This is a genomic window from Sinorhizobium prairiense (assembly GCF_029201645.2).
Lineage (GTDB): Bacteria > Pseudomonadota > Alphaproteobacteria > Rhizobiales > Rhizobiaceae > Sinorhizobium > Sinorhizobium meliloti_A.
In genome coordinates this window covers 630,157-650,028 of sequence record NZ_CP104132.1, presented here as the reverse complement: position 1 = coordinate 650,028, position 19,872 = coordinate 630,157, and the positions used below count along the sequence as shown (strand labels likewise).

The following is a 19,872-nucleotide window of genomic DNA, read 5'->3' as shown; positions in this document are numbered from 1 at the left end:
GTGGCGCCTCCACTTCGGATGCATTATAAAGACATTAGGCTCGCCGTCATCAGAAATGGGACCGGCATCATGTTTCAGCACGCTTCGGTGATGGACCACGCCATCGAACTGCCCCCGCCCTACAACCTCGTCATGATGCGCGAGACCGGCGACGCTTTTGCACACGCTCGCGCCATTGCCGCCGAATGGGGAGCAGGGACGCTGGTCTGGGCACGACGTGACGATCTGGCAGAGTTCGCCGTCGTGCTGGAACCGGAAATGCCGCTCGTGCATGCACGCCTGGCCATCTATGCTGGGATGAATGCACTGGCCGATGCGCTTGCCACACATGCGCCCCCGTCACGACCCATCACCTTCGACTGGCCAGACGCGATCCGTGTCGACGGGGTCTTGGTCGGCGGCGGACAACTGAGCTGGCCGGCGGAAACGGGCGAGACCGAGACGCCGACCTGGCTTATCTTCTCGACAATGATCCGCACCACGATCGTGCGCGTCCACGAACCGGGTCTGCAGCCGCTGTTCGGCGCACTGGACGAAGTGGGTTTCGAAGCCGTCAATACCGGCGAGATCATCGCCAGCTTTTCACGTCACCTGATGGTCGGCTTGGACGAATGGCACGACACCGGCTTTGCGCGGTTGGCAAGGCGATGGCTGGACCGCGTGTCGCCCGGAGGCCACAATGGACGGATCGCCGACAACGGGGATCTGCTGGTTCAGGCCGAACCCGGCCAGACTTCCCTCACGAGGCGGAGCCTGGCGCAGGCGCTTGCATCCTGTTCCTGGCTCGATCCCGCAACGGGAATGCCATGGCTTTGAACCTGCCGCGCACCATTCGCCTCGATCCGTCCGATACGTTCGTCTATTCGCGCGCCGCCGAGGCCGGCGAATGGGCGGTACCGGGTACATTCCTTTTCTTCGGCATCGACCCCGAAACCCTCGCCGGCAAGAAACGCCAGGCTTTTCGAGCCGGCTTCCTGGGCATCGAAAGTTTTGGCTGGTCCACCCTCGTTGTCGTGACGGAGGTGAAGGCGGAAGAACGCGCTGCGGCCGTTGAACGCCTGGCCGAACAGTTGGTCGCGCATTGCGGCGCCCCCGATCTTGAAACAGCGCGGCCGGCCGCCGAAGAAGAAATCGCGTTTGCGCAATCGCTTTGCGATCACCCGCCAAACACCATACTTGCCCTCCACCGCGCCAGCGAGCAGACTGGGATCCGGGAGGCGTTCCGTACCCTTCACCCGAAGGTGGGTCGACTGGATATGGCAACGGCCTTCAACGCTATAGAGATTGACGAGGAAAACGACCGGATGGAAGAGTTCGATATCCGGACGTTGGCGGGAAGGCACACGTGAAGGATTTCTGGGTATCTTCGGGTCACCATCTCCTCGATCGGGACGAGGCAGACCGGCTTATAGTGACCGACGCGTTCCTCAAGGCTTATCTCGCTCGCCCCGAACTGCTTCCGCCGGAAGGGGCGTGTGAGGTAGAATTGCGTCTGCACCATGAGCTTCTGATGCATCATCCGCGCCGTCCGGTCACTCAGGACGAGATCGCCGTCATGGGCGACCCGGATGCTCGCGAAAACTGGGCGTTCATGATCTCCTTCCGCGACCGGCTTCTTGCCACGCCCTCGCTTGAGGCCGCTTATCTGCAACTGGCGCTCGGTTCGGCAGCCGACACGCCTCCGCTGTTCATGAACCAGCTCGCGCAGGTCGTGCTGCGCAATGCACTCGACGGCGAGACCGAGCCCGCGGTGTTGCGCGCCGCCGAGCTGTTCTATCGCCCACAGCGGGTAAGCTTCCATGAAGGAGCGCTGCTGCTTGCCGACGCGGAAACAATAGAAGTTCACGAGCAGAACCGCCACACTTCACCGCTCTTGAGCATGCTCGGCGGGCCAGCCGTCACCGAACTCGAAATCCTGGACGAGACGAACGCCGATAGCTATTTTGACAGGAGCGATGCCTTTGACATGGTGCTCCGTCTGGGTGGCGCCCACAGCCCCGGGCGTCGCGGCCTTGCCGACGCAATGGAAGCCTGGATCCGCCATCTGGTCGCCGTCACGGTAACGATCGAACCGGTCGAGCGGATCGAAGACGACAACTGGGCATGGTTCGTCGGCCTTGACGCCGAGGCGACACGCATCGGTAATGCACTGTGGCGAGGCGAGGACCTCGACCCCGAAACGGCGGAGCGTATCGTTGCGTTGTTCCGGCTCCGCTTTTCCGACATTGGCGAGGTCAGGCCCCAAGTGGGTGCTCAACCGATCTGGCTGATCATGGCGATGACGCCCGATCGAATGATCCGCATGAAGCCGCAAAATCTTATTGCCGGTCTGCCGTTGTGCGCTACGGCGCAAGCGACCTAGGAGCGCAGTCATGGTGCGGGAAACGGAAAAAGTCGGTGTGATCGTGGAGAGGCGAGACCTGGATAGTCCATGGGCGGATCATTCCTGGGTGCCGGTCGCCGCGCTGGCGGGCGCACCGGTCGCGACACCATGGACGGTGCTCGAACAGACGACGAGGCTTACGCGCTATTATGCAGGGACATCCGACATTGAATTTTTCGGAACGGATACGGCGATGTACCGGGAGAACCTGCGTTCACAGCGGCCTAGCCTTTGGATCGCCCTCCGACTCACGGATTCAGCTCCGGGAATCGTAGTCCATCTGGTTACAGCGGATCCGGCTGAGGCCGAATCTCTGACGGAAACCAACACAGACATCATCGAAGCCGTTTCGATGCCGATTGAAATACAGGAGCGCCTTGCCGCATTCGTGGAAGCTCATCATGTCGAGCGTGCGTTCGTCAAACGCAAGCGTGATCGGACAGATCCCGAAGCCATGGCAAGTCGGATTCATGGTGGCTCACAAAGCAGGACGGCAAGGGATGAGTGACGGCAGCGACAATCATCTTGCCCGCTGGTCGCGCCGCAAGCTGGCCTCGCGGCGAGAGCAAAAGCCGGCGGCCCCTGAATTGGACCAGGCATCGGGCGAGGTCGCCGAGAATAACGATCCGGTGGCCTCCTGTCCTGAGCGCAACCAGCCAGCGGCGGAAGCAGCGGAGCTTGAGGGTGTTGGCGTGGTCGAGCCCCTCCCGCACCTCGAAGACCTGACTGCCGAAAGTGACGTTGCGGCTTTCTTGAAGAAAGGCGTTCCGTTGGCGCTGAAGCATGCGGCGTTACGCAAGGCATGGTCACTGGACCCCGGAATCCGCGACTTCGTCGGCCCTTCGGAATATGCCTGGGACTTCAACAAACCAGGCTCGATGGGGGGGTTTGGTCCGCTCGACGCAAAGGAAACCGTCGTCGGCTTCCTGTCGAAAGCGGCGCGTGCCGTTGACACCCTTACGAAACCGGAGGCCGTTCCGCCACAGGAACAACGGGCCGATGCCGTGCCGGATGCGGCCCTTCCTGTCGAGGATCTAGAGAATTTAGCGACGGAAAAGCCAGCCACCGACGAGCCGCCCGCGACAGAGCCACCAGCTCTCGAGGCGTCAACCAATGTGAGCGCATCGGTCGAATTCAACTCTCACACGCATTCGCCGGACAAGATGCGTCCTTCTCAGCTTTCCGGGGCTTACTCCGGGCCCCGTCATGGGGGAGCGATGCCACGCTGATCCGGTAATTGCCGGAACCTTATGTGGTAACGCGTCAAGGTCAGGCTGTTGCATTCGTTCGGTATCGGGTTACTATGAGCAACCCATTCAGGCAGGACGGTCATGGTATGATGAACCCCGACTTGCTTTCAGATCAGGCCTGGGAACAGCCAGATGGAGCGGATGCTTCAATCTTCGGTGCAGGAACAGCTGTTCTCGATGACATCGACCAGGCCCGGGCGGACGAATACGCACTCCTCGCCTCACTATTGATCACCCCGCCGGACAGGGAATCGCTCGCCAGGCTTTCATGCTTGCAGGACAACAGCGATGCACCGCTCGGCCGTGCTCACATCGCACTTGCTCAAGCGGCAGCGTCGTATTCGCACGACGCGATCTGTCGCGAATATTCCGAGCTGTTCATTGGCGTGGGACGCGGCGAACTCCTTCCCTACGCATCCTATTATCTCACCGGCTTCCTCAACGAGCGCCCGCTTGCGCGCCTGCGGGCAGACATGGCCCGTTTCGGTATCGAGCGCGCCGAGGGCAATTGCGAACCCGAGGATCATCTGGCCAGCATATGCGAGATGATGAGCGGCTTTGCCGGCAATCACTTTGCCGTCTCCCACGACGAGGAGCAGGATTTCTTCAAACGCCACGTCGAGCCGTGGGCCGGGCGTTTCTTCAGCGACCTGGAACACGCTAAAGCCGCCAAATTCTACCGGTCGGTCGGCACGGTCGGTCGGCTTTTCATCGAGATCGACAGCGAAGCCTTCGCCATGGCGGCACGGCAAAACGCATAGGCGCATGCCCGGGCGCCAAGCCCACTAAGGAGGAGGATGCCAAGATGCAAGACGAGCGACAAACGGCATTGGGCCGGCGCTACTTCCTTAAGGCATTCGGCGGCGCAACGACGACCGTCGTCGCGGCCGCGGCGCTCTGTCCCACCGATGCTGAGGCCTACGACCCGGGCGAAGAGGAGATGCGGGGCCGCTACCGCGAAACGGACCACGTCAAGGCCTACTATCGCGTCAATCGCTATCCTGAGCAGAAGTGAGGGTGCCATGCTTACGAAGCGCAAGGATCGGCAGGCAAGCCGCACGCATCTGCAAACCCTGACCGGCGGCATGGCAGCGGCCCCCTTGGACCGGCGGACATTCCTCCGGCGCTCCGGCCTTGTCGCCGGCGGCCTGGCGGCACTCGGTTCGTTCCAACTCGGCACAGTCAAAAAGGCCGCCGCGATCAGCCCCCCCAACCGGGCGTGCCGATTGAACTCAAAAAGAGCATCTGTACCCACTGTTCTGTCGGGTGCACCGTAACTGCGGAGGTCCAGAACGGCGTGTGGACGGGGCAGGAACCCTCCTGGGACAGCCCCTTCAATCGCGGCTCGCATTGCGCCAAAGGCGCCAGCGTACGTGAACTCGTGCACAGCGACCGTCGTCTGAAGTACCCGATGAAGCTCGTCGACGGCCAATGGGAGCGTACCACCTGGGAGGATGCGATCAACGGCATCGGCGACAAGCTTCTCGAGATCCGCGAGAAGTCGGGGCCGGAATCCACCTACTGGATGGGGTCGGCGAAATTCTCCAACGAGGGCACCTATCTCTTCCGCAAGCTCGCCGCTCTGTGGGGAACCAACAATCAGGATCACCAGGCCCGTATCTGTCATTCGACGACGGTTGCCGGCGTAGCCAACACCTGGGGCTACGGCGCGATGACCAACTCGTACAACGACATCAGAAATTCCAAGACGATGCTCGTTCTTGGCGGCAATCCGGCCGAGGCGCATCCGGTCGCGATGCAACATCTGCTTGAGGGAAAGGAACTCAACAACGCCAATTTCATCGTCATGGACCCGCGCTTCACGCGCACGGCTGCCCACGCCACCGAATACGTCCGCTTCAGGTCCGGCACCGACATTGCGCTGATCTGGGGCATGCTTTGGCATATTTTCGAGAATGGCTGGGAGGACAAGGAATTTATCGCGCAACGCGTCTACGGAATGGATGAGGTTCGAAAGGAGGTCGCCAAGTACACCCCGGACGAGGTGGAAACGATCACCGGCGTGCCCGGCGAGCAGTTGAAGCGCATCGCCGAGACGTTCGCGACCCAGAAGCCATCGACGATCATCTGGTGCATGGGCCAGACGCACCACACTGTTGGGACCGCGAATACGCGGGCGAGCTGCATCCTGTGTCTCGCTACCGGCAACATCGGCAAGCCGGGCACCGGCGCCAATATCTTCCGCGGCCACGACAACGTTCAAGGCGCGACGGACATCGGGCTCGACGTGGTCACCCTGCCCTTCTACTACGGTCTGACGGAAGGGGCCTGGAAGCATTGGGGGCGGGTGTGGGAGATCCCCTATGACGACCTGTTGGGCCAGTTCTCTTCCAAGGAACTGATGGAAACACCCGGCATTCCGTTGACCCGATGGTTCGATTCGGTTTCACTGCCAAAGGAAGACGTCGAGCAACCCGACATCATGCGGTCGATGTTCGTACAGGGCCACGCCAGCAACAGCATCACGCGCATCCCCGAGTCGATGAAGGGGCTTGCCGGACTTGAGCTGCTTGTCGTGGCCGATCCTCACCCTACGACCTGGGCCTCGCTCGCGGTGCAGGCGGGGCGCAAGGACAACACCTATCTCCTGCCGGTTTGCACGCAGTTCGAAACCTCGGGATCGCGGGTCGCCTCCAACCGCGCGCTCCAGTGGGGCGAGCAGATCGTCCCCCAAGCTTCGAGCAGAAGGACGATTATCAGGTCCTGTACCTGCTCTCACAGAAGCTTGGCCTCGCCGAATGGATGTTCAAGAACATCGCCGTCGAAGGCGATCGGCCGGTACCCGAGGACGTGCTGCGTGAAATGAACCGCGGCGGCTGGTCGACCGGCTATTGTGGCCAGTCGCCCGAGCGGCTCAAAGCGCATATGCGCAACCAGCACAAATTCGATCTGCTCACCCTGCGCGCGCCGAAGGACGACCCGGAGGTCGGCGGCGATTATTACGGTCTGCCCTGGCCATGCTGGGGAAAACCGGAACTCCGTCACCCGGGAACTGCAAACCTCTACAGCACCGGCCTGCATGTCATGGACGGGGGCAGCCCATTCCGCGCCCGCTTTGGCGTGGAACGCAACGGCGAAACGCTTCTTGCCGAGGGTTCTTACACGGAAGGTTCCGAACTCACCGACGGCTATCCGGAGTTCACCATGGCCGTGCTCCAGAAACTCGGCTGGGATCGGGATCTCACCCCGGAAGAACTAGGCATCATCCAGACGATCGGCGATGATATGGGCGACATCGGCAAGGTGTCGTGGTCGACCGACCTGTCTGGCGGCATCCAGCGCGTGGCGCTCAGCCATGGCTGCCACCCCTACGGGAATGGCAAGGCCAGGGCGCTTGCCTGGAATTTGCCGGATCCGGTGCCGATCCACCGCGAGCCGATCTATACGCCCAGGGTGGATCTTGTAGCCAAGTATCCGACCTATCCAGACGCCAAGCAGTTCCGCCTGCCCAATATCGGCTTCAGTGTGCAGAAGGCGGCTGTGGACAATGGCACCGCGAAATCGTTCCCGATCATTCTGACGACCGGACGCCTCGTCGAATACGAGGGTGGCGGTGAGGAAACCCGCTCGAACCGGTGGCTTGCCGAGTTGCAGCAGGACATGTTTGTCGAGATCAATGTCGACGATGCAGCCGAGCGCGGCATCAGTGACGGAGGTTGGGTCTGGGTCAACGGAGCGGAGAACGACGTGAAGGCAAAGGTAAAGGCTCTGGTCACCGAGCGTGTCGGCAAGGGTGTCGCATTCATGCCCTTCCACTTCGGCGGCTGGTTCCGGGGCGAGGACTTGCGAGCCAATTATCCCGAAGGGACCGACCCTTACGTTCTCGGCGAAAGCGCCAACAGTATCACCACCTACGGCTACGATCCCGTAACGGGGATGCAGGAACCGAAGGTTACGCTTTGCCAGATCGTTGCGGTGTAACGGAGGAACGAAGATGGCACGGATGAAATTCCTTTGTGACGCCGAACGTTGTATCGAGTGCAATGCCTGCGTTACCGCCTGCAAGAACGAGCACGACGTTCCGTGGGGTATCAATCGGCGGCGTGTCGTCACCATCAATGACGGCAAGCCGGGCGAACGCTCCGTCTCGATGGCCTGCATGCACTGTACGGACGCACCCTGCGCGGCAGTTTGTCCCGTTGACTGTTTTTACACCACTGCGGATGCCGTGGTGCTGCATTCCAAGGACCTGTGCATCGGCTGCGGCTACTGTTTCTACGCCTGTCCGTTCGGCGCGCCGCAATATCCACGCGTCGGCAATTTCGGCTCACGCGGCAAGATGGACAAATGCACGTTTTGTGCGGCAGGACCGGAGGCCGACTCGACGGAGGTCGAGTATGCGAAATATGGAGCCAACCGGCTGGCCGAAGGCAAGCTGCCACTCTGTGCGGAGATGTGCTCGACGAAATCGTTGCTGGCTGGCGACGGAGTGATCATTGCCGCGATCTACAAGGAGCGTGTGACGCAGAGAGGCTATGGCTCGGGCGCATGGGGCTGGCATACCGCCTATCGGGAGACAGTGGACGTCTAGGGCATCCTGCAGCCGATAAAGTGATCTGAATGCAGAGAAGATGATCTGGAATCTAAGGATAGAGCGCCATGCATCATCCTTTCACGCTCAGGAAGGACGCTTCAGCGCTTCGGTCGAACATCGGGATAGCCGGAAACGGGTTCCGTTTCGGTACGGTGGTCCGGGAAAATCGAGATAGCGGGTGCTGCTTGGCGTCGCAGCGAAGTTGGGAGGACGGAGCAAATGCGTATCTGGAGCCTTTATCGACTGGTCTCGGCGGCGGTTGCGGCATTCATACTGGCTTTCGTCCTATGGATGGCGCCCGCCGGGGCGCAGGAGCGCGCACCGGTCAACAACCCCGGTGCGCAAGGGGTGAGCGAGCAGCAGCTTCTTGATGAGCTCGGCAAGATCCAGGGTCGGGTCACGATACCCGACCGCAAGGCCACAACGCTGCAACAACCTCAAGGTCGGGACTATCAAACCTTCGAGCGGACTGCTCTACCCTGGGTTGGTGCGTTCATCATTATCGGCACGCTGCTCTCGATAGCGCTGTTTTATCTCATCCGGGGCCGTATTCGGACACAGGCAGGCGAATCAGGTCAAAAAATTCTCCGGTTCAACGCGCTGGAACGCCTGCTCCATTGGACAACCGCAACGGCCTTCATCGTCCTCGCGATCACCGGTTTGAACTTGATCTTCGGAAAGCGCCTGTTGATGCCGCTGATCGGGCCGGAGGCGTTCTCGACCTGGTCGATCTGGGCCAAGTACGCGCATCATTTCGTATCCTGGGCGTTCATGCTCGGCGTCGTATTGATGTTGTTGACGTGGATCCGACACAATCTCCCGGACCGCTATGACGCAAGATGGCTTAAGTCCGCCGGCGGATTCTTCGACCGGTCGAACCAAACGCATATACCGGCGGGACGTTTCAACACCGGGCAGAAACTCATCTTCTGGTCTGTCGTGGTGGGGGGGCTGCGTTGTCGGTCTCAGGCGTGTTCATGCTGTTTCCGTTCTCCTTCACTGACGTCAACGGCATGCAGATGGCCCAATATGTCCATGCCATCGCGGGCCTCATCATGATCGCGGTGATCATTGGGCATATCTATATCGGCACGCTCGGTATGGAAGGTGCCTATCAGGCAATGGGCTCTGGCTCGGTGGACCTGAACTGGGCCAAGGAACATCACAGCGCCTGGGTGGAAGAGCAGCAAGTAAAGACCGGTGCCCGGACACCGCCGCATACTGCCGCTGAGCCGGCGGAATAGACCAGCCATATTCGCACCCGAACGGCGATCTGCGTATCGCGCGTCGTTGCAGAGTTGCGCCACCTGTGCCGCGAAATACTCTGGCAGAACCTAATGCAAAGCAGTTCTGCATTGCTGAAAGGCGAGGCATCCGAGGACAAAGAGCCAAATTTTGAGACCGCTCGGATGTTCGATCAGAGGGTGTGAATGTCACCTGTGCAAAAGACGCTCGGAGCCTCCTACGAAGGTTTCTCCTCGTTGTCCGCAGAAACGCTGCCGGGTTCACCCGACCAGTTCTTTCCGACGAGATTGTGACCTGGATCCCCTACCCGGGCGCCCTCGGTCCTGTAAACCTCCCAAGCAGGCTCTGCCGGCTGTACGTTCGTAAAATAATAGCCGGTACCAAACGCGATCGCTCCTACAACGACTACTCCCGTCACGATTATCCCCATTGCGGACTCCTTCGCTTCCGTTGCCACTCGATGCAGCCGCGACCAGGTGCCAACGGGCTATTCGTCTGGGCACAATTCCGGCATCTAATCGTTCTCCTACGGGCCGCTAGTCCCGGAGGGATTTTGAGCTGCGCCTGAATTCTGCTGATACCGGATATCCAATGCTGCCAATGCAATCAGCGGCGGTGGCATGGCAACGCCGGCAACTCTCATCTTCCGGGCCGTCTTTTGGCATTCCGCGATATCGTTCGCGTCGGCGAGTTGCTGGGCCGCTTCCATGCTCAGCACAGATTCCTTTGGCGTGCTCATCACATCGGCGGGCGGGAGCGGCGCTGCCCGTGACTCTTTCTGCGGTGCGTTTGCAACCGATCCGGCATTCGCCTGATCCTTGCCCGGCTCAGGCGCATCGGTTGCGACGCCGTCCTGTCCGGTAACGGCCTGCGCCGAATTACTCCCGCCGCCCCCCGAGGCGTCTTTGCCGGTGGTGGTCGTGCCAGCCAAACCGGCCGAGCCTTGCTGGCTCGAGGCGGGCTGCGGAGGCTTTGCCTGCTGAGCGGCCGTCACGGCAGTTTTCTTCGCATCGGCAGCTTGAGGCGCGTCTGGAGGGGGAGCCTTCATGAAGCCAAGAATCTCCTGACACAGGTTGGCCGGACCGCCTGGCGGCGAGGCAGCCGCCTCTATTGGCGAGGCAGATTGGGGAGATAGGGGCGCCGGTGGCGTCGCAGTCTGCGCCAGGCAAGTCGAAGTTGAGAGTGCGAACGCTCCCGCGAGAATGATTTCTCTCATCGCCAGCTCCTTGTCTTGTTGATCAGGCAGCGACTATGGAAATTCCTGCTTAACATGCGGGATCATCGCTTAACTTGCAAGTTCAACGGTAACCGCTGGCACCGATTTTAGGTTCCATCGTTGGCACTCCGAGCCCTTGCGGTAGCGTTGTCCTCGTCCGTTTTGATGGACTACAATCCAAAAGAGCAGTAGGGAAGGAACCGAACGGGATCGCCCGGTGCGACCCGACGGGCGCCATCGGCAAGTTCGACAAGTCCGGTGGCCCAGGAAAGCCCGCTGACCCGCCCCGAACCTTCCGACCGGAAAACCTCAGCGTGACCTTCCGGCGTCAATCGCGCCCGCAGATACTCGCGCCGGCCTGCGTGCTTGTTCTTTTCGAAAGCGGCCGGAACCGTGAAACTCATTGGCTCCTCCCATCCCTCGCCGGCCAACACGGAGACGGCCGGGCGGCCGAATATTAGAGCGCAGATGAAGGCCGCGACCGGATTTCCCGGCAGGCCGAACACCGGAACACCCCTCCACAAGCCAAGCGCCAACGGCCGGCCCGGCTTGACGGCGATACGCCAGCTTTGCATCACACCGGCCTCCTGTAACAGCGCCGAGACATGATCCTCGTCTCCCGCCGAGGCCCCGCCGGAGGTGAAGATTACATCTGCCTCTGTTGCCCCTCGGTCAAGCCGGGCGGCCAGTGCTGCTCGGTCATCGCCGACATGACCAAGGTCTACAGGCACATGGTCCCAGCGCCGAGCCATTGCCAGAAGCATCGGCCGATTGGCGTCATAGATGCGGCCGACTTCCAGAAGGGCTCCGCCAGCATCCGCGGCGATCTCGTCACCGGTGGACAGCACACCCAAGCGCAGCGGACGGAAAACCGAAACCCTTGTCGCGCCAACGGCAGACAGCAGCGCCAGATCTGGCGGGCGCAGGCGATGCCCGGCCGGCAATGCGACATCGCCGGCGATCACGTCCTCGCCGGCCTTACGGGTATTTGCTCGCATCTTGATCGGACCGTGGAAGGCTATGCGGTGGCCATCGGTGGCGGTATCCTCCTCCAGAACCACCGTGTCGACCCCTACGGGAAGAATTGCTCCGGTCAGGATGCGGACCGCCATTCCCTCCGGCACAGGGCCTGAAAATGGCACACCCGCCGCCGCACGGCCTTCGATCAGCGGCAGCGTCTGGAGTCCCTCGCCGGTAGCCGCATGAGCAAAACCGTATCCATCGACGGCTGAGTTGGCGGCGGGCGGATTGGAGCGACGTGCAACTGCATGGTGCGCCAAAACGCGGCCGAGCGCATCAGCGACGTCGAGTTCCTGGATATCCACAACAGGAGACAGGTTTGCCCGTAGCAGGCCGAGCGCAGTATCCACAGGGGTCCAATCGACGCCCGGCGGCAGGGCGAAACAATCGTTCTTCAAGCGTGGTGGCGTAAGCGGAGGAGGCGTCATCGACATCAGCAAGCCCAATGAAAAACGAGACCGACGGCGCCGATCTTTCGTGTGCTGGCACAGTCGACCGCGTCGTAGAAGGTCATGTCAAATCTCCGTGCAGAATCGCATTGGCGCGCACCATGTCCTGCGGCGTGTTGACATTGAAAAACGGATCGAACGGCGCCGACGCAAACAGCGCAGTCGCGGTGCCATGCCGTTCGGCCCAAAGCATGATCTTGCGAAGCCCGCCTGAAAGTTCGGCGTGGAGGTCCTCGCGCAAACCGACAGGCCACAAACCGAAGGTGGGATGGTGGCGCAGCGATCCCGCCTCGTCCGGAGAGGCGGCCAGCGCTATTGGAACCTTCTTCTGTGCCGCCGCGTCGCTGAGCCTGGCCACTAGGTCACGGGGGAGGAAAGGCGTATCGGCCGCCGCAGTCACGATCGCATCCGCGCCCTCTTCGGCCGCCCACTCGAGGCCCGCGAGAACACCCGCCAGGGGCCCAAGATAATCCGGCAGCGTATCGGCAAGTACAGGAAGCCCGAAGTCTGAAAAGCGCGCTGGATCCCCATTGGCGTTGATCGCAAGCTGCGCGCATTGCGGCGCAAGCCGTGCATGTACATGACCGAGCAGCGTTACATCGCCGAGCCGCAGCAAGCCCTTGTCGCCGCCACCCATACGAGTGGAACGGCCTCCGGCCAGTATGACACCCATAATTTTAGTCAATTAGTGCGCCTTTGCGGCGGTGATGTTTCTCATCCTCAGGTACGGTTTCGGGATCAGCATCCCAGATCAGCCTCTCCTCTCCCGTCAGACAGACGAAGCGTTTACCACGCATGCGTCCAATCAGTGTCAGCCCTACCTGGCGCGCAATCTCCACGCCCCAGGCTGTGAAGCCTGAGCGCGACGCGAGCACCGGAATCCCCATCATGGCGGTCTTGATAACCATTTCGGACGTAAGCCGTCCGGTGGTGTAGAGAATCTTGTCTTCAGCTCTCACTTTCTCGAAGAGCATCCAGCCGGCGATCTTGTCGACCGCGTTGTGACGACCGACATCTTCCATATAGACCAGCGGTCGGTCCTCCTTGCACAGCACCGTTCCATGGATCGCGCCAGCTTCAAGATACAGGCTCGGCGTAGTGTTGATCGTGCGGGCCAGCGTGTAGAGCCACGACGTCCGCATTGGCGCGGCCGGCAAGGTCAGCCCCACCAGGCCCTCCATCATATCGCCAAACACCGTACCTACAGCACAGCCACTCGTGCGGGTCTTCTTCTTGACCTTTTCTTCGTACGTCGTGCGGCTCTCGGTCCGGACGACAACCACGTCAAGTTCCTCATCATATTCAACATCGGTAACTGTTTCTGCAGGATCTAGCATCCCCTGATTACGCAGGAACCCGAGCGCGAGGTATTCCGGGTAGTCGCCGATCGTCATAGCCGTGACGATCTCCTGCGAGTTGAGGAAGATGGTGAGGGGCCGCTCCTCGATAACCGAAAGTTCGAGCTTTTCGCCAAGATGGTCCACGCCCATGACAGATCGCGTCAGCCGTGGATTCTCTGTGTTCGGTCCTATGATGTAGTCAGCCGCCATTGGTCACCATCAAAAGAGGGTTGCCGTTATGGGTCTGTAAATAAAGTGCAGTAGCAGGTGATGTCCGTCAAGCAGCCGACGACATCTCGCCTGCCGGTGCGACGCCGTGGCCAAGCGTTCAATGAACAGTTTTCCGTCCGGGTTCAGCATGATCTCGGTGACGCTCGGATCATCCAATGCAACGCAGAGCTGATCGCCAAGCGCTTCTTGAAGCTTGCGCACGAGTCGAGGATGGGATCGAAGCTTTGTCGCGGACGTCTCCTTTAAGCTGCTTCATTACGGTGGCCAGCGATTTGAGCGCGATAGTTGGCGGGCCGGAGCTTCTTGAATGTGCTGGTGTCGGCGAGGACCAAGAGCAGGAAGTAGGCGGGCGACTCTATATTCCTTGTCAGCCGGTGAGACGCGTACATTAACAACTGTAGACTAAGTAATTGATTTTACGTAGTAATAATGCGGCGCAAACGCAACAAAGAATGGCCTAGTCAACCGATTCCGGCCCGGACGGTGCTGAAAGAAATCTCGATGGTAACGCTGTTCGGCATTATGCGAAAAGCCATCTAGCAGGACACGCCCGATCCGGATGCGGCGTATTCAACTGCCAGGTCTTAGTTGATGGTCAACACCTTTGCTCGGGGTTATCGACAGCCCGATTCGGGCGACGCGCCCCCTTAACTCCGGAATTCTTCGTATGGAATCGTGTCAAAGCCGCTCAGTAAACGCTTTGATACAACTGGATAAAATCCTGAAACAGGGCAAATACGTCAGGTTCGTAGATCCCGCTCCGCACTGATTGTCGTCAATCGACACAGACAAGGAGAGGCCACATGACTGCTATCGACACATTGTCCCGCCGGAATCATATTGCTGACCGCGCCATCGCGCTTGCTATTGGGTCCATGATGCTGCTGCCGGTCACAGCCCTGCGAGAGGTAAGCGCCGCTGACACCACCTTAGTCAGTTCCAAGAACCAGCAGGCGGATGAAAGCATTCGCCCGTTTGAAATTCATGTCCCGCAGTCTCAGCTCGACGATCTTCGCAAGCGGATCGCGAACACGCGTTGGCCGGATAAGGAGACTGTCGGCGATATCTCCCAGGGCATCCAGCTCCAACGTGTTCAGGAACTGATTCGCTACTGGGGAAGCGAGTATGATTGGCGTAAGGCCGAGCAGGAACTGAATGCCCTGCCGGAATTCATTACCACGATTGACGGGGTCGATATCCAGTTCATCCACGTCCGGTCGCGTCACCCAAACGCCCTCCCCGTCATTTTAACGCACGGCTGGCCGGGATCGCAGTTCGAGTTCATCAAGACGATTGGTCCACTTACCGATCCAACCGCCTACGGTGGTCGCGCGGAAGATGCGTTCGACGTCGTGATCCCGTCGATTCCCGGTCATGGATTCTCCGGCAAGCCTACCGAACTCGGATGGGGACCGGAGCGGGTCGCGAAAGCTTGGGACGTGCTCATGAAACGTCTGGGATATTCGACCTATGTTTCCCAAGGTGGCGACCACGGTTCGGTGATCTCTGATGCGCTGGCGCGGCAAGCTCCGAAGGGCTTGCTCGGCATTCACCTCAACATGCCCGCGACTGTTCCAGGGGAGCTGATGAGGGGCATCAATGCAGGCGATCCGGCACCGGTGAACTTATCGCAGCCCGAAAGGGAAGCCTATAGGTCGCTTAGCACCTTCTTCGGCAGGAACGCCGCCTATGGCGCAATGATGGTGACCCGCCCGCAGACCATCGGCTACTCGCTAGCGGACTCGCCATCCGGTCTAGCGGCGTGGATCTATGAGAAATTCGTTCAATGGAGCGATAGCAACGGCGTGCCTGAAAATGTCCTCTCCCGGGATGAGATGCTCAACGACATCACCCTCTATTGGCTGACGAACGTCGGTGCGTCGTCGTCGCGCTTCTACTGGGAGAACAACAACAACAACTTCAGCTCCGACGCCCAGCAGACCAAAGACATCAAGGTGCCCGTGGCAATCACGGTGTTCCCAAAGGAAATCTACAAGGCACCGGAAAGCTGGAGCAAGCAGGCATACCCATCTCTGGTCTACTACAACCAGGTCGAAAAGGGTGGCCATTTCGCTGCCTGGGAACAGCCGCAGCTGTTTGCCGAGGAACTGCGGGCCGCATTTAAGTCGATGCGTTAGACTCCAATTCCACATCAGTGCGGCTTCCTTCCGGAAGCCGCATCTTCGTTTTGCGGGCTTCGTCCTGCCCTTCAGCGATGATGCCCATAGCATATATGCTATAGCCTCATCCCCGCGCTTCTCGCCGGCTCCGGCATCGCCGCGGGGATCGATTTGCCAGCGTCCGCGCCCCTTCTGCGGCGACGCTCTCCATATGAAATTTGTAAGCAGATGTACGCTGCGTTCTCACGACAAACTTCGTTACACCGCCTCGCGTTTCGAACATATCGCGGATACACCCGAAAGCTCTTATTCGCGGGTCACTTCAAGCGAAAGGAGATCACATGTCCCGCTACACGCATATCCTCGCGGCCCTGGCAGCGAGTGCTCTGGCCCTTGCTGGGCCGGCTTTTGCCGGTCAGAAGCCTACTGTCGTACTCGTCCATGGTGCGTTCGCAGAATCGAACAGCTGGAACGGTGTCGTGCGGGAGCTGGAAAAAGACGGCTATCCTGTCGTAGGGGCCGCCAATCCGCTCAGAAGCGTCAAGGGCGATGCTGATTATGTTTCGGCCATTCTCTCCGGGATCAAGGGGCCGATTGTTCTTGTCGGCCATTCCTACGGCGGCAGCGTCATCTCCAGCGCCGCGAACGGTCATGAGAACGTCAAGGCTCTGGTCTTCGTCGCGGCGTTTGCGCCGGAAGCGGGAGAAACCGCCATCGATCTCACCGGAAAGTTCCCCGGCAGTACCCTGGGCCCTACCCTCGCCCCGCCGGTCACCCTGCCGAATGGAGGTCATGATCTGTACATCGACCAGAACAAGTTTCCCGATCAGTTCGCCGCAGACGTTCCGCTCGTTGAAGCCAGGCTCATGGCAGCGGGACAACGCCCTGTCGCCGAAGCCGCGTTGAAGGAGCCGGCTGGCGCGCCTGCCTGGAAGAAAATCCCGTCCTGGTTTGTTTATGGCGACGCTGACAAGAACATTCCGCCTGCCGCGATGTCTTGGATGGCTGAGCGCGCAAAATCCAAAGAGACCGTGGTCGTCAAGGGCGCTTCGCACGTCCTCATGGTTTCCCATCCGGAAGCTGTCTCCCACCTTATCGAGAAGGCCGCAGCGTCGGCCGAGAAGTAGTCGCAAAGCTCCCGACGACATTATCGCGCGTCGGGAGAATACACCCCACTATCTTAGTACGGTTCATCAAAATGGTCAGCCGGCGCCCGCCCTACGCCCTGGTAGTAGGGAAGACAGCGGCGCAGGCAGGAAAGACGCCCCTTGCGAAGCAGCAGTGGCTTCGAAGTCGTCGCGGATCGTGCCGCAGACCACCGGAAACGGCACTTCTGGCAAGGGACGGGCGACTCTCCGACCGATTGAAGCTCAACGCGGCGGCCGCAGCATCGGGACGAGCGTCGGCGACGAACCGGCCTGGATCGCGCCGAGCGGTTCGAAGCCGTAGCGTCGATAGAACGGAATGTTGCGCGGGTTCGAGGATTCCAAATAGGCTGGCGCGTGATCGCGATCGCACCGTGCGAGTGCGTACGCCATCAAGGCGTCGCCGTGACCTTCGCCTTGATGCGCCGGGTCGACGCCGATCAGGGGCAGGTACCAATGGGGTTCGGTCGGGTGGTACGTGGCCATCTGCTCGAATATGGCCGTGGTTTCGGGGGCAAGAGAGCGCGCAACCGTGCTCTCGAGCACCGCACCAAGCCCCTCCTCGTCGGAATGCACCCCGGGCGATAGCCACAGCGCCGCCCCGGCGTGGCCGTCGGTGCAAAAGGCGGTTCCGTTAGCGAATGCGCTGCTCCCGAACGCCCGGATCATTCGTGGCATGGCCGCAAGGTACTGGTGTGCATGCGGCCAGGTCCATCGCGCCATGGGATCCGCTGCAAACGCCAGCATGACCGTTTCGATCGCCAGATCTTCCTCGGCCGCGGCCATAACTCTCACCGTTGGCGATTTCACACTGCCCTCCTGACGCAGGTGGTCCGACGAGACGCCCGTTCTCAGCTACGCATCGTAACCCGGATGGCGTGGAAGCGATACCGGTTGCTGCCGGCTCAGCGGTTCCGTATTCGCTTCGGTCCATTCTGGCCACAAACGACAGTCGGCTTTGACGGAACAATGACCAGAAGCGGCTGTTAGGGGGACAAAGCTGGAGCGGAGGTAGTTGTGATCCACTATGTCTCGGTAGGGACGAATGATGTCGGGCGTTCGAAGCGCTTCTACGATGCCTACTCCGCAAAGTAGCCGCCAACGGAGGCGCCCATGCCGACTCTGCCCTACGCAATTCTCGAAGCCCCCTCTACGCTGGGCCTCGCGACCGACGGTGTGGAGCACTTGCCCGACCAGCTCTTGAGCCTCGGTCTCGCGGAGCGCATCCATGCGCGCCGCGCCGAGCGGCTGACGGTGCTTCCGAAGGACCCTACGCCTGATCCCGAGACCGGCATCCTGAATGCCAGTGCAATTGCGGCGTGGTCGCCCAAGCTCGCCGACGCGGTGGAAGCGGTGCTTGACGCGGGCGAATTTCCGGTAGTACTCGGCGGCGATTGCACGATCGTGCTGGGCTCGATGCTCGCGTTTCGACGGCGCGGCAGCTACGGCCTGTTCTTCATCGACGGCAACGCCGATTTTTTCCAGCCCGAGGCGGAGCCCAATGGTGAGGGCGCTTCAATGGACCTTGCCCTGGTCACCGGCTACGGCCCGTCGAAACTGGCTGACATTGAAGGTCGCGGTCCTCTGGTCCCTCCCGAAAACGCTGTCGCGTTCGCGTATCGCGATCATAAGGACCAGGAGGAGTACGGAAGCCAACCGCTCCCCAAAGAGCTCAAGGCGATTGACCTTCCCGCCGTGCGCGCGATGGGCGTCGAGGCCGCCGCGCGCGAAGCGGTTCACCACCTGACGCGAGAGGAGCTGGATGGCTTCTTCATCCATCTCGACGCCGATTGCCTCGACGATGTCGTCATGCCGGCTGTCGATTTCCGCATGCCCGGCGGGTTGTCGTGGGACGAGCTGGGGACCGCGCTGCGGGTTGCCTTGGCGAGCGGCAAGGCAGTCGGCATCGAGATTACCATCTACAATCCGCGCCTTGATGAGGACGGCAGCGCCGGACGCGGCCTGGCCGACGTACTAGCCGCAGCGCTCGGAACAGCAGCACCCTCGGTTGCCCAGGGGCGGAACTTCGATAAATTTACCCTGTAGGAGACTTTCCGCAACCGGCCCTGTTGCAGACCAGCGCCATCCGGACGATGAGTGGCTCGGTGTCGCCCGAAGCAGGCCGCCCCCGAGGGTCGAACTTCGGCTGTCCACGCAACTTATGCCAGCAGCAGTCCGCCGTCCACATGCATGACCTGCCCTGTGATATGGCGTGCTCCGGGTGACAGAAGGAAGGCGACCAATTCGGCCACGTCGATCGGCTCCCCGAGCCGGCCGTTCGGTGTAACCGCACGTGCGCTTTCCATCGCTGCTGATGTCGTGGCGGCATGGCCGCCGCTGTCCTTGCGTGTGAAGCCGGGTGCCACGCAGTTTACCGTCACACCTTCAGGCGCGAGTTGGGCGGCAAGCGATTTGGCCAGAGCCTCCAACGCAGCCTTGGCGGCACCGGATGCGGGAAAATGCATGCCGTTCGTCCCGAAGCCGTGGGCGACGAACGAACTAACGGCGACCACTCGTCCCTGCGTGGATGTTCTCAGGTCCGGCAGAGCGGCGTCGACCAGCCGGAAAAAGGCCATCGGCATCATGTCGAACGCTGTCTGCAGGTCTTCGTCCGTCAGCTGACCGAACGACGATCGCTGCGCGCGGCCGGCATTCGAAACGATCTGGTCGAGCCCGCCGAAGGCTGCACACGCCGCCCGTACGAGATGTCCGGGAACGGTCGGATCGGACAGGTCTCCGAGTTCCGTGACAACCTCGGCGCCTTTTGCGCTCACCTCCTCCGCGACCGTCCTCAGTCCCTGCGCATTGGCGCCCGTGTGCAGGAAAAGCCGCATGCCGGGCGTCGCGATGCGCCGCGCGATTGCGGCGCCGATTCCGCTGCCAGCACCGGTAATGAGAATTCTTGGTGCGTCTGTCAT

At 60.9% G+C, this 19,872-nt stretch carries 17 protein-coding genes and 3 pseudogenes; 13 read left to right on the top strand and 7 right to left on the bottom strand.

The features are described 5' to 3' along the window. The first annotated feature begins 69 nt into the window (after nucleotides 1-69). The 10 genes and pseudogenes from N0Q91_RS22735 (at nucleotide 70) to N0Q91_RS22690 (ending at nucleotide 9,432) form a co-directional block, all read left to right on the top strand. On the top strand, nucleotides 70-816 hold the full coding sequence (locus tag N0Q91_RS22735) for a biotin/lipoate--protein ligase family protein (protein ID WP_275598319.1): 747 nt from the start codon (nucleotides 70-72) through the stop codon (nucleotides 814-816). Continuing rightward, a complete protein-coding gene (locus tag N0Q91_RS22730; protein ID WP_275598318.1) occupies nucleotides 807-1,349 on the top strand; it encodes a DUF6505 family protein in 543 nt (180 codons plus the stop codon). Before N0Q91_RS22735 ends, N0Q91_RS22730 begins: the two co-directional genes overlap by 10 nt. Then, nucleotides 1,346-2,362, top strand: a complete 1,017-nt coding sequence (locus N0Q91_RS22725) for a DUF6352 family protein (RefSeq protein ID WP_275598317.1) — start codon at nucleotides 1,346-1,348, stop codon at nucleotides 2,360-2,362. The genes N0Q91_RS22730 and N0Q91_RS22725 overlap by 4 nt, the downstream gene beginning before the upstream one ends. Nucleotides 2,363-2,372: 10 nt before the next feature. Continuing rightward, nucleotides 2,373-2,891 carry a DUF3305 domain-containing protein gene (locus N0Q91_RS22720; RefSeq protein WP_275598316.1) on the top strand — a complete coding sequence of 173 codons (519 nt, stop codon included), beginning with the start codon at nucleotides 2,373-2,375 and terminating at the stop codon, nucleotides 2,889-2,891. Next, nucleotides 2,884-3,612, top strand: coding sequence for a DUF3306 domain-containing protein (locus N0Q91_RS22715; RefSeq protein ID WP_275598315.1), 729 nt, complete (start codon nucleotides 2,884-2,886; stop codon nucleotides 3,610-3,612). The genes N0Q91_RS22720 and N0Q91_RS22715 overlap by 8 nt, the downstream gene beginning before the upstream one ends. 23 nt (nucleotides 3,613-3,635) lie before the next feature. Then, the gene (locus N0Q91_RS22710; protein WP_275598314.1) at nucleotides 3,636-4,394 is read left to right on the top strand and encodes a TorD/DmsD family molecular chaperone; all 759 of its coding nucleotides are present in this window, start codon (nucleotides 3,636-3,638) and stop codon (nucleotides 4,392-4,394) included. A 44-nt stretch (nucleotides 4,395-4,438) separates the two neighbouring features. Next, nucleotides 4,439-4,648: a formate dehydrogenase gene (locus tag N0Q91_RS22705; RefSeq protein WP_018099292.1), complete on the top strand. Its 210-nt coding sequence runs from the start codon at nucleotides 4,439-4,441 to the stop codon at nucleotides 4,646-4,648. Between the two features lie 7 nt (nucleotides 4,649-4,655). Then, a pseudogene (locus N0Q91_RS22700) lies at nucleotides 4,656-7,575 on the top strand (formate dehydrogenase subunit alpha). Between the two features lie 13 nt (nucleotides 7,576-7,588). Continuing rightward, complete coding sequence (fdh3B, locus tag N0Q91_RS22695) at nucleotides 7,589-8,185, top strand: formate dehydrogenase FDH3 subunit beta (protein WP_018099290.1); 597 nt, start codon at nucleotides 7,589-7,591, stop codon at nucleotides 8,183-8,185. Nucleotides 8,186-8,407: 222 nt separating this feature from the next. Continuing rightward, nucleotides 8,408-9,432: pseudogene (locus tag N0Q91_RS22690) on the top strand (formate dehydrogenase subunit gamma). A gap of 527 nt (nucleotides 9,433-9,959) precedes the next feature. Here the strand turns inward: N0Q91_RS22690 and N0Q91_RS22685 are convergent. The 5 genes and pseudogenes from N0Q91_RS22685 to N0Q91_RS22665 form a co-directional block, all read right to left on the bottom strand. Further along, nucleotides 9,960-10,649 carry a hypothetical protein gene (locus N0Q91_RS22685; protein ID WP_275598313.1) on the bottom strand — a complete coding sequence of 230 codons (690 nt, stop codon included), beginning with the start codon at nucleotides 10,647-10,649 and terminating at the stop codon, nucleotides 9,960-9,962. Nucleotides 10,650-10,819: 170 nt separating this feature from the next. After that, nucleotides 10,820-12,097 carry a molybdopterin-binding protein gene (locus tag N0Q91_RS22680; RefSeq protein ID WP_275598694.1) on the bottom strand — a complete coding sequence of 426 codons (1,278 nt, stop codon included), beginning with the start codon at nucleotides 12,095-12,097 and terminating at the stop codon, nucleotides 10,820-10,822. 82 nt (nucleotides 12,098-12,179) lie between these two features. Then, nucleotides 12,180-12,755: a molybdenum cofactor guanylyltransferase MobA gene (mobA, locus tag N0Q91_RS22675; protein ID WP_234841294.1), complete on the bottom strand. Its 576-nt coding sequence runs from the start codon at nucleotides 12,753-12,755 to the stop codon at nucleotides 12,180-12,182. A 40-nt stretch (nucleotides 12,756-12,795) separates the two neighbouring features. Then, nucleotides 12,796-13,668: a formate dehydrogenase accessory sulfurtransferase FdhD gene (locus tag N0Q91_RS22670; protein WP_275598312.1), complete on the bottom strand. Its 873-nt coding sequence runs from the start codon at nucleotides 13,666-13,668 to the stop codon at nucleotides 12,796-12,798. 70 nt (nucleotides 13,669-13,738) lie between these two features. Further along, nucleotides 13,739-13,890, bottom strand: a pseudogene (locus N0Q91_RS22665) (P-type conjugative transfer ATPase TrbB); the annotation flags it as partial. A gap of 674 nt (nucleotides 13,891-14,564) precedes the next feature. Between N0Q91_RS22665 and N0Q91_RS22660 the strand changes: the two are divergent. Then, complete coding sequence (locus N0Q91_RS22660) at nucleotides 14,565-15,827, top strand: epoxide hydrolase family protein (RefSeq protein WP_375341893.1); 1,263 nt, start codon at nucleotides 14,565-14,567, stop codon at nucleotides 15,825-15,827. Nucleotides 15,828-16,150: 323 nt separating this feature from the next. Continuing rightward, nucleotides 16,151-16,936, top strand: a complete 786-nt coding sequence (locus tag N0Q91_RS22655; RefSeq protein ID WP_275598310.1) for an alpha/beta fold hydrolase — start codon at nucleotides 16,151-16,153, stop codon at nucleotides 16,934-16,936. Between the two features lie 243 nt (nucleotides 16,937-17,179). Here N0Q91_RS22655 and N0Q91_RS22650 read toward each other — a convergent pair whose 3' ends face one another. Beyond that, nucleotides 17,180-17,740 carry a GNAT family N-acetyltransferase gene (locus N0Q91_RS22650; protein WP_275598309.1) on the bottom strand — a complete coding sequence of 187 codons (561 nt, stop codon included), beginning with the start codon at nucleotides 17,738-17,740 and terminating at the stop codon, nucleotides 17,180-17,182. A gap of 327 nt (nucleotides 17,741-18,067) precedes the next feature. Here N0Q91_RS22650 and N0Q91_RS22645 point away from each other — a divergent pair, with 327 nt between their 5' ends. Continuing rightward, entirely contained in the window at nucleotides 18,068-19,000 is a 933-nt protein-coding gene (locus N0Q91_RS22645; protein ID WP_275598308.1) for an arginase family protein, read from the top strand. Nucleotides 19,001-19,113: 113 nt separating this feature from the next. Here N0Q91_RS22645 and N0Q91_RS22640 read toward each other — a convergent pair whose 3' ends face one another. Continuing rightward, the gene (locus N0Q91_RS22640; RefSeq protein WP_275598307.1) at nucleotides 19,114-19,872 is read right to left on the bottom strand and encodes an SDR family NAD(P)-dependent oxidoreductase; all 759 of its coding nucleotides are present in this window, start codon (nucleotides 19,870-19,872) and stop codon (nucleotides 19,114-19,116) included.

Excerpts from the sequence above, each read along its gene's own strand:
- N0Q91_RS22735 (WP_275598319.1), top strand. The coding sequence starts at position 70 with ATGTTTCAGCACGCTTCGGTGATGGACCACGCCATCGAACTGCCCCCG.
- N0Q91_RS22730 (WP_275598318.1), top strand. The coding sequence starts at position 807 with ATGGCTTTGAACCTGCCGCGCACCATTCGCCTCGATCCGTCCGATACG.
- N0Q91_RS22720 (WP_275598316.1), top strand. The coding sequence starts at position 2,373 with ATGGTGCGGGAAACGGAAAAAGTCGGTGTGATCGTGGAGAGGCGAGAC.
- N0Q91_RS22715 (WP_275598315.1), top strand. The coding sequence starts at position 2,884 with ATGAGTGACGGCAGCGACAATCATCTTGCCCGCTGGTCGCGCCGCAAG.
- N0Q91_RS22705 (WP_018099292.1), top strand. The coding sequence starts at position 4,439 with ATGCAAGACGAGCGACAAACGGCATTGGGCCGGCGCTACTTCCTTAAG.
- fdh3B (WP_018099290.1), top strand. The coding sequence starts at position 7,589 with ATGGCACGGATGAAATTCCTTTGTGACGCCGAACGTTGTATCGAGTGC.
- N0Q91_RS22685 (WP_275598313.1), bottom strand. The coding sequence starts at position 10,649 with ATGAGAGAAATCATTCTCGCGGGAGCGTTCGCACTCTCAACTTCGACT.
- N0Q91_RS22680 (WP_275598694.1), bottom strand. The coding sequence starts at position 12,097 with ATGACGCCTCCTCCGCTTACGCCACCACGCTTGAAGAACGATTGTTTC.
- mobA (WP_234841294.1), bottom strand. The coding sequence starts at position 12,755 with ATGGGTGGCGGCGACAAGGGCTTGCTGCGGCTCGGCGATGTAACGCTG.
- N0Q91_RS22670 (WP_275598312.1), bottom strand. The coding sequence starts at position 13,668 with ATGGCGGCTGACTACATCATAGGACCGAACACAGAGAATCCACGGCTG.
- N0Q91_RS22660 (WP_375341893.1), top strand. The coding sequence starts at position 14,565 with ATGATGCTGCTGCCGGTCACAGCCCTGCGAGAGGTAAGCGCCGCTGAC.
- N0Q91_RS22655 (WP_275598310.1), top strand. The coding sequence starts at position 16,151 with ATGTCCCGCTACACGCATATCCTCGCGGCCCTGGCAGCGAGTGCTCTG.
- N0Q91_RS22650 (WP_275598309.1), bottom strand. The coding sequence starts at position 17,740 with ATGGCCGCGGCCGAGGAAGATCTGGCGATCGAAACGGTCATGCTGGCG.
- N0Q91_RS22645 (WP_275598308.1), top strand. The coding sequence starts at position 18,068 with ATGCCGACTCTGCCCTACGCAATTCTCGAAGCCCCCTCTACGCTGGGC.
- N0Q91_RS22640 (WP_275598307.1), bottom strand. The coding sequence starts at position 19,872 with ATGACAGACGCACCAAGAATTCTCATTACCGGTGCTGGCAGCGGAATC.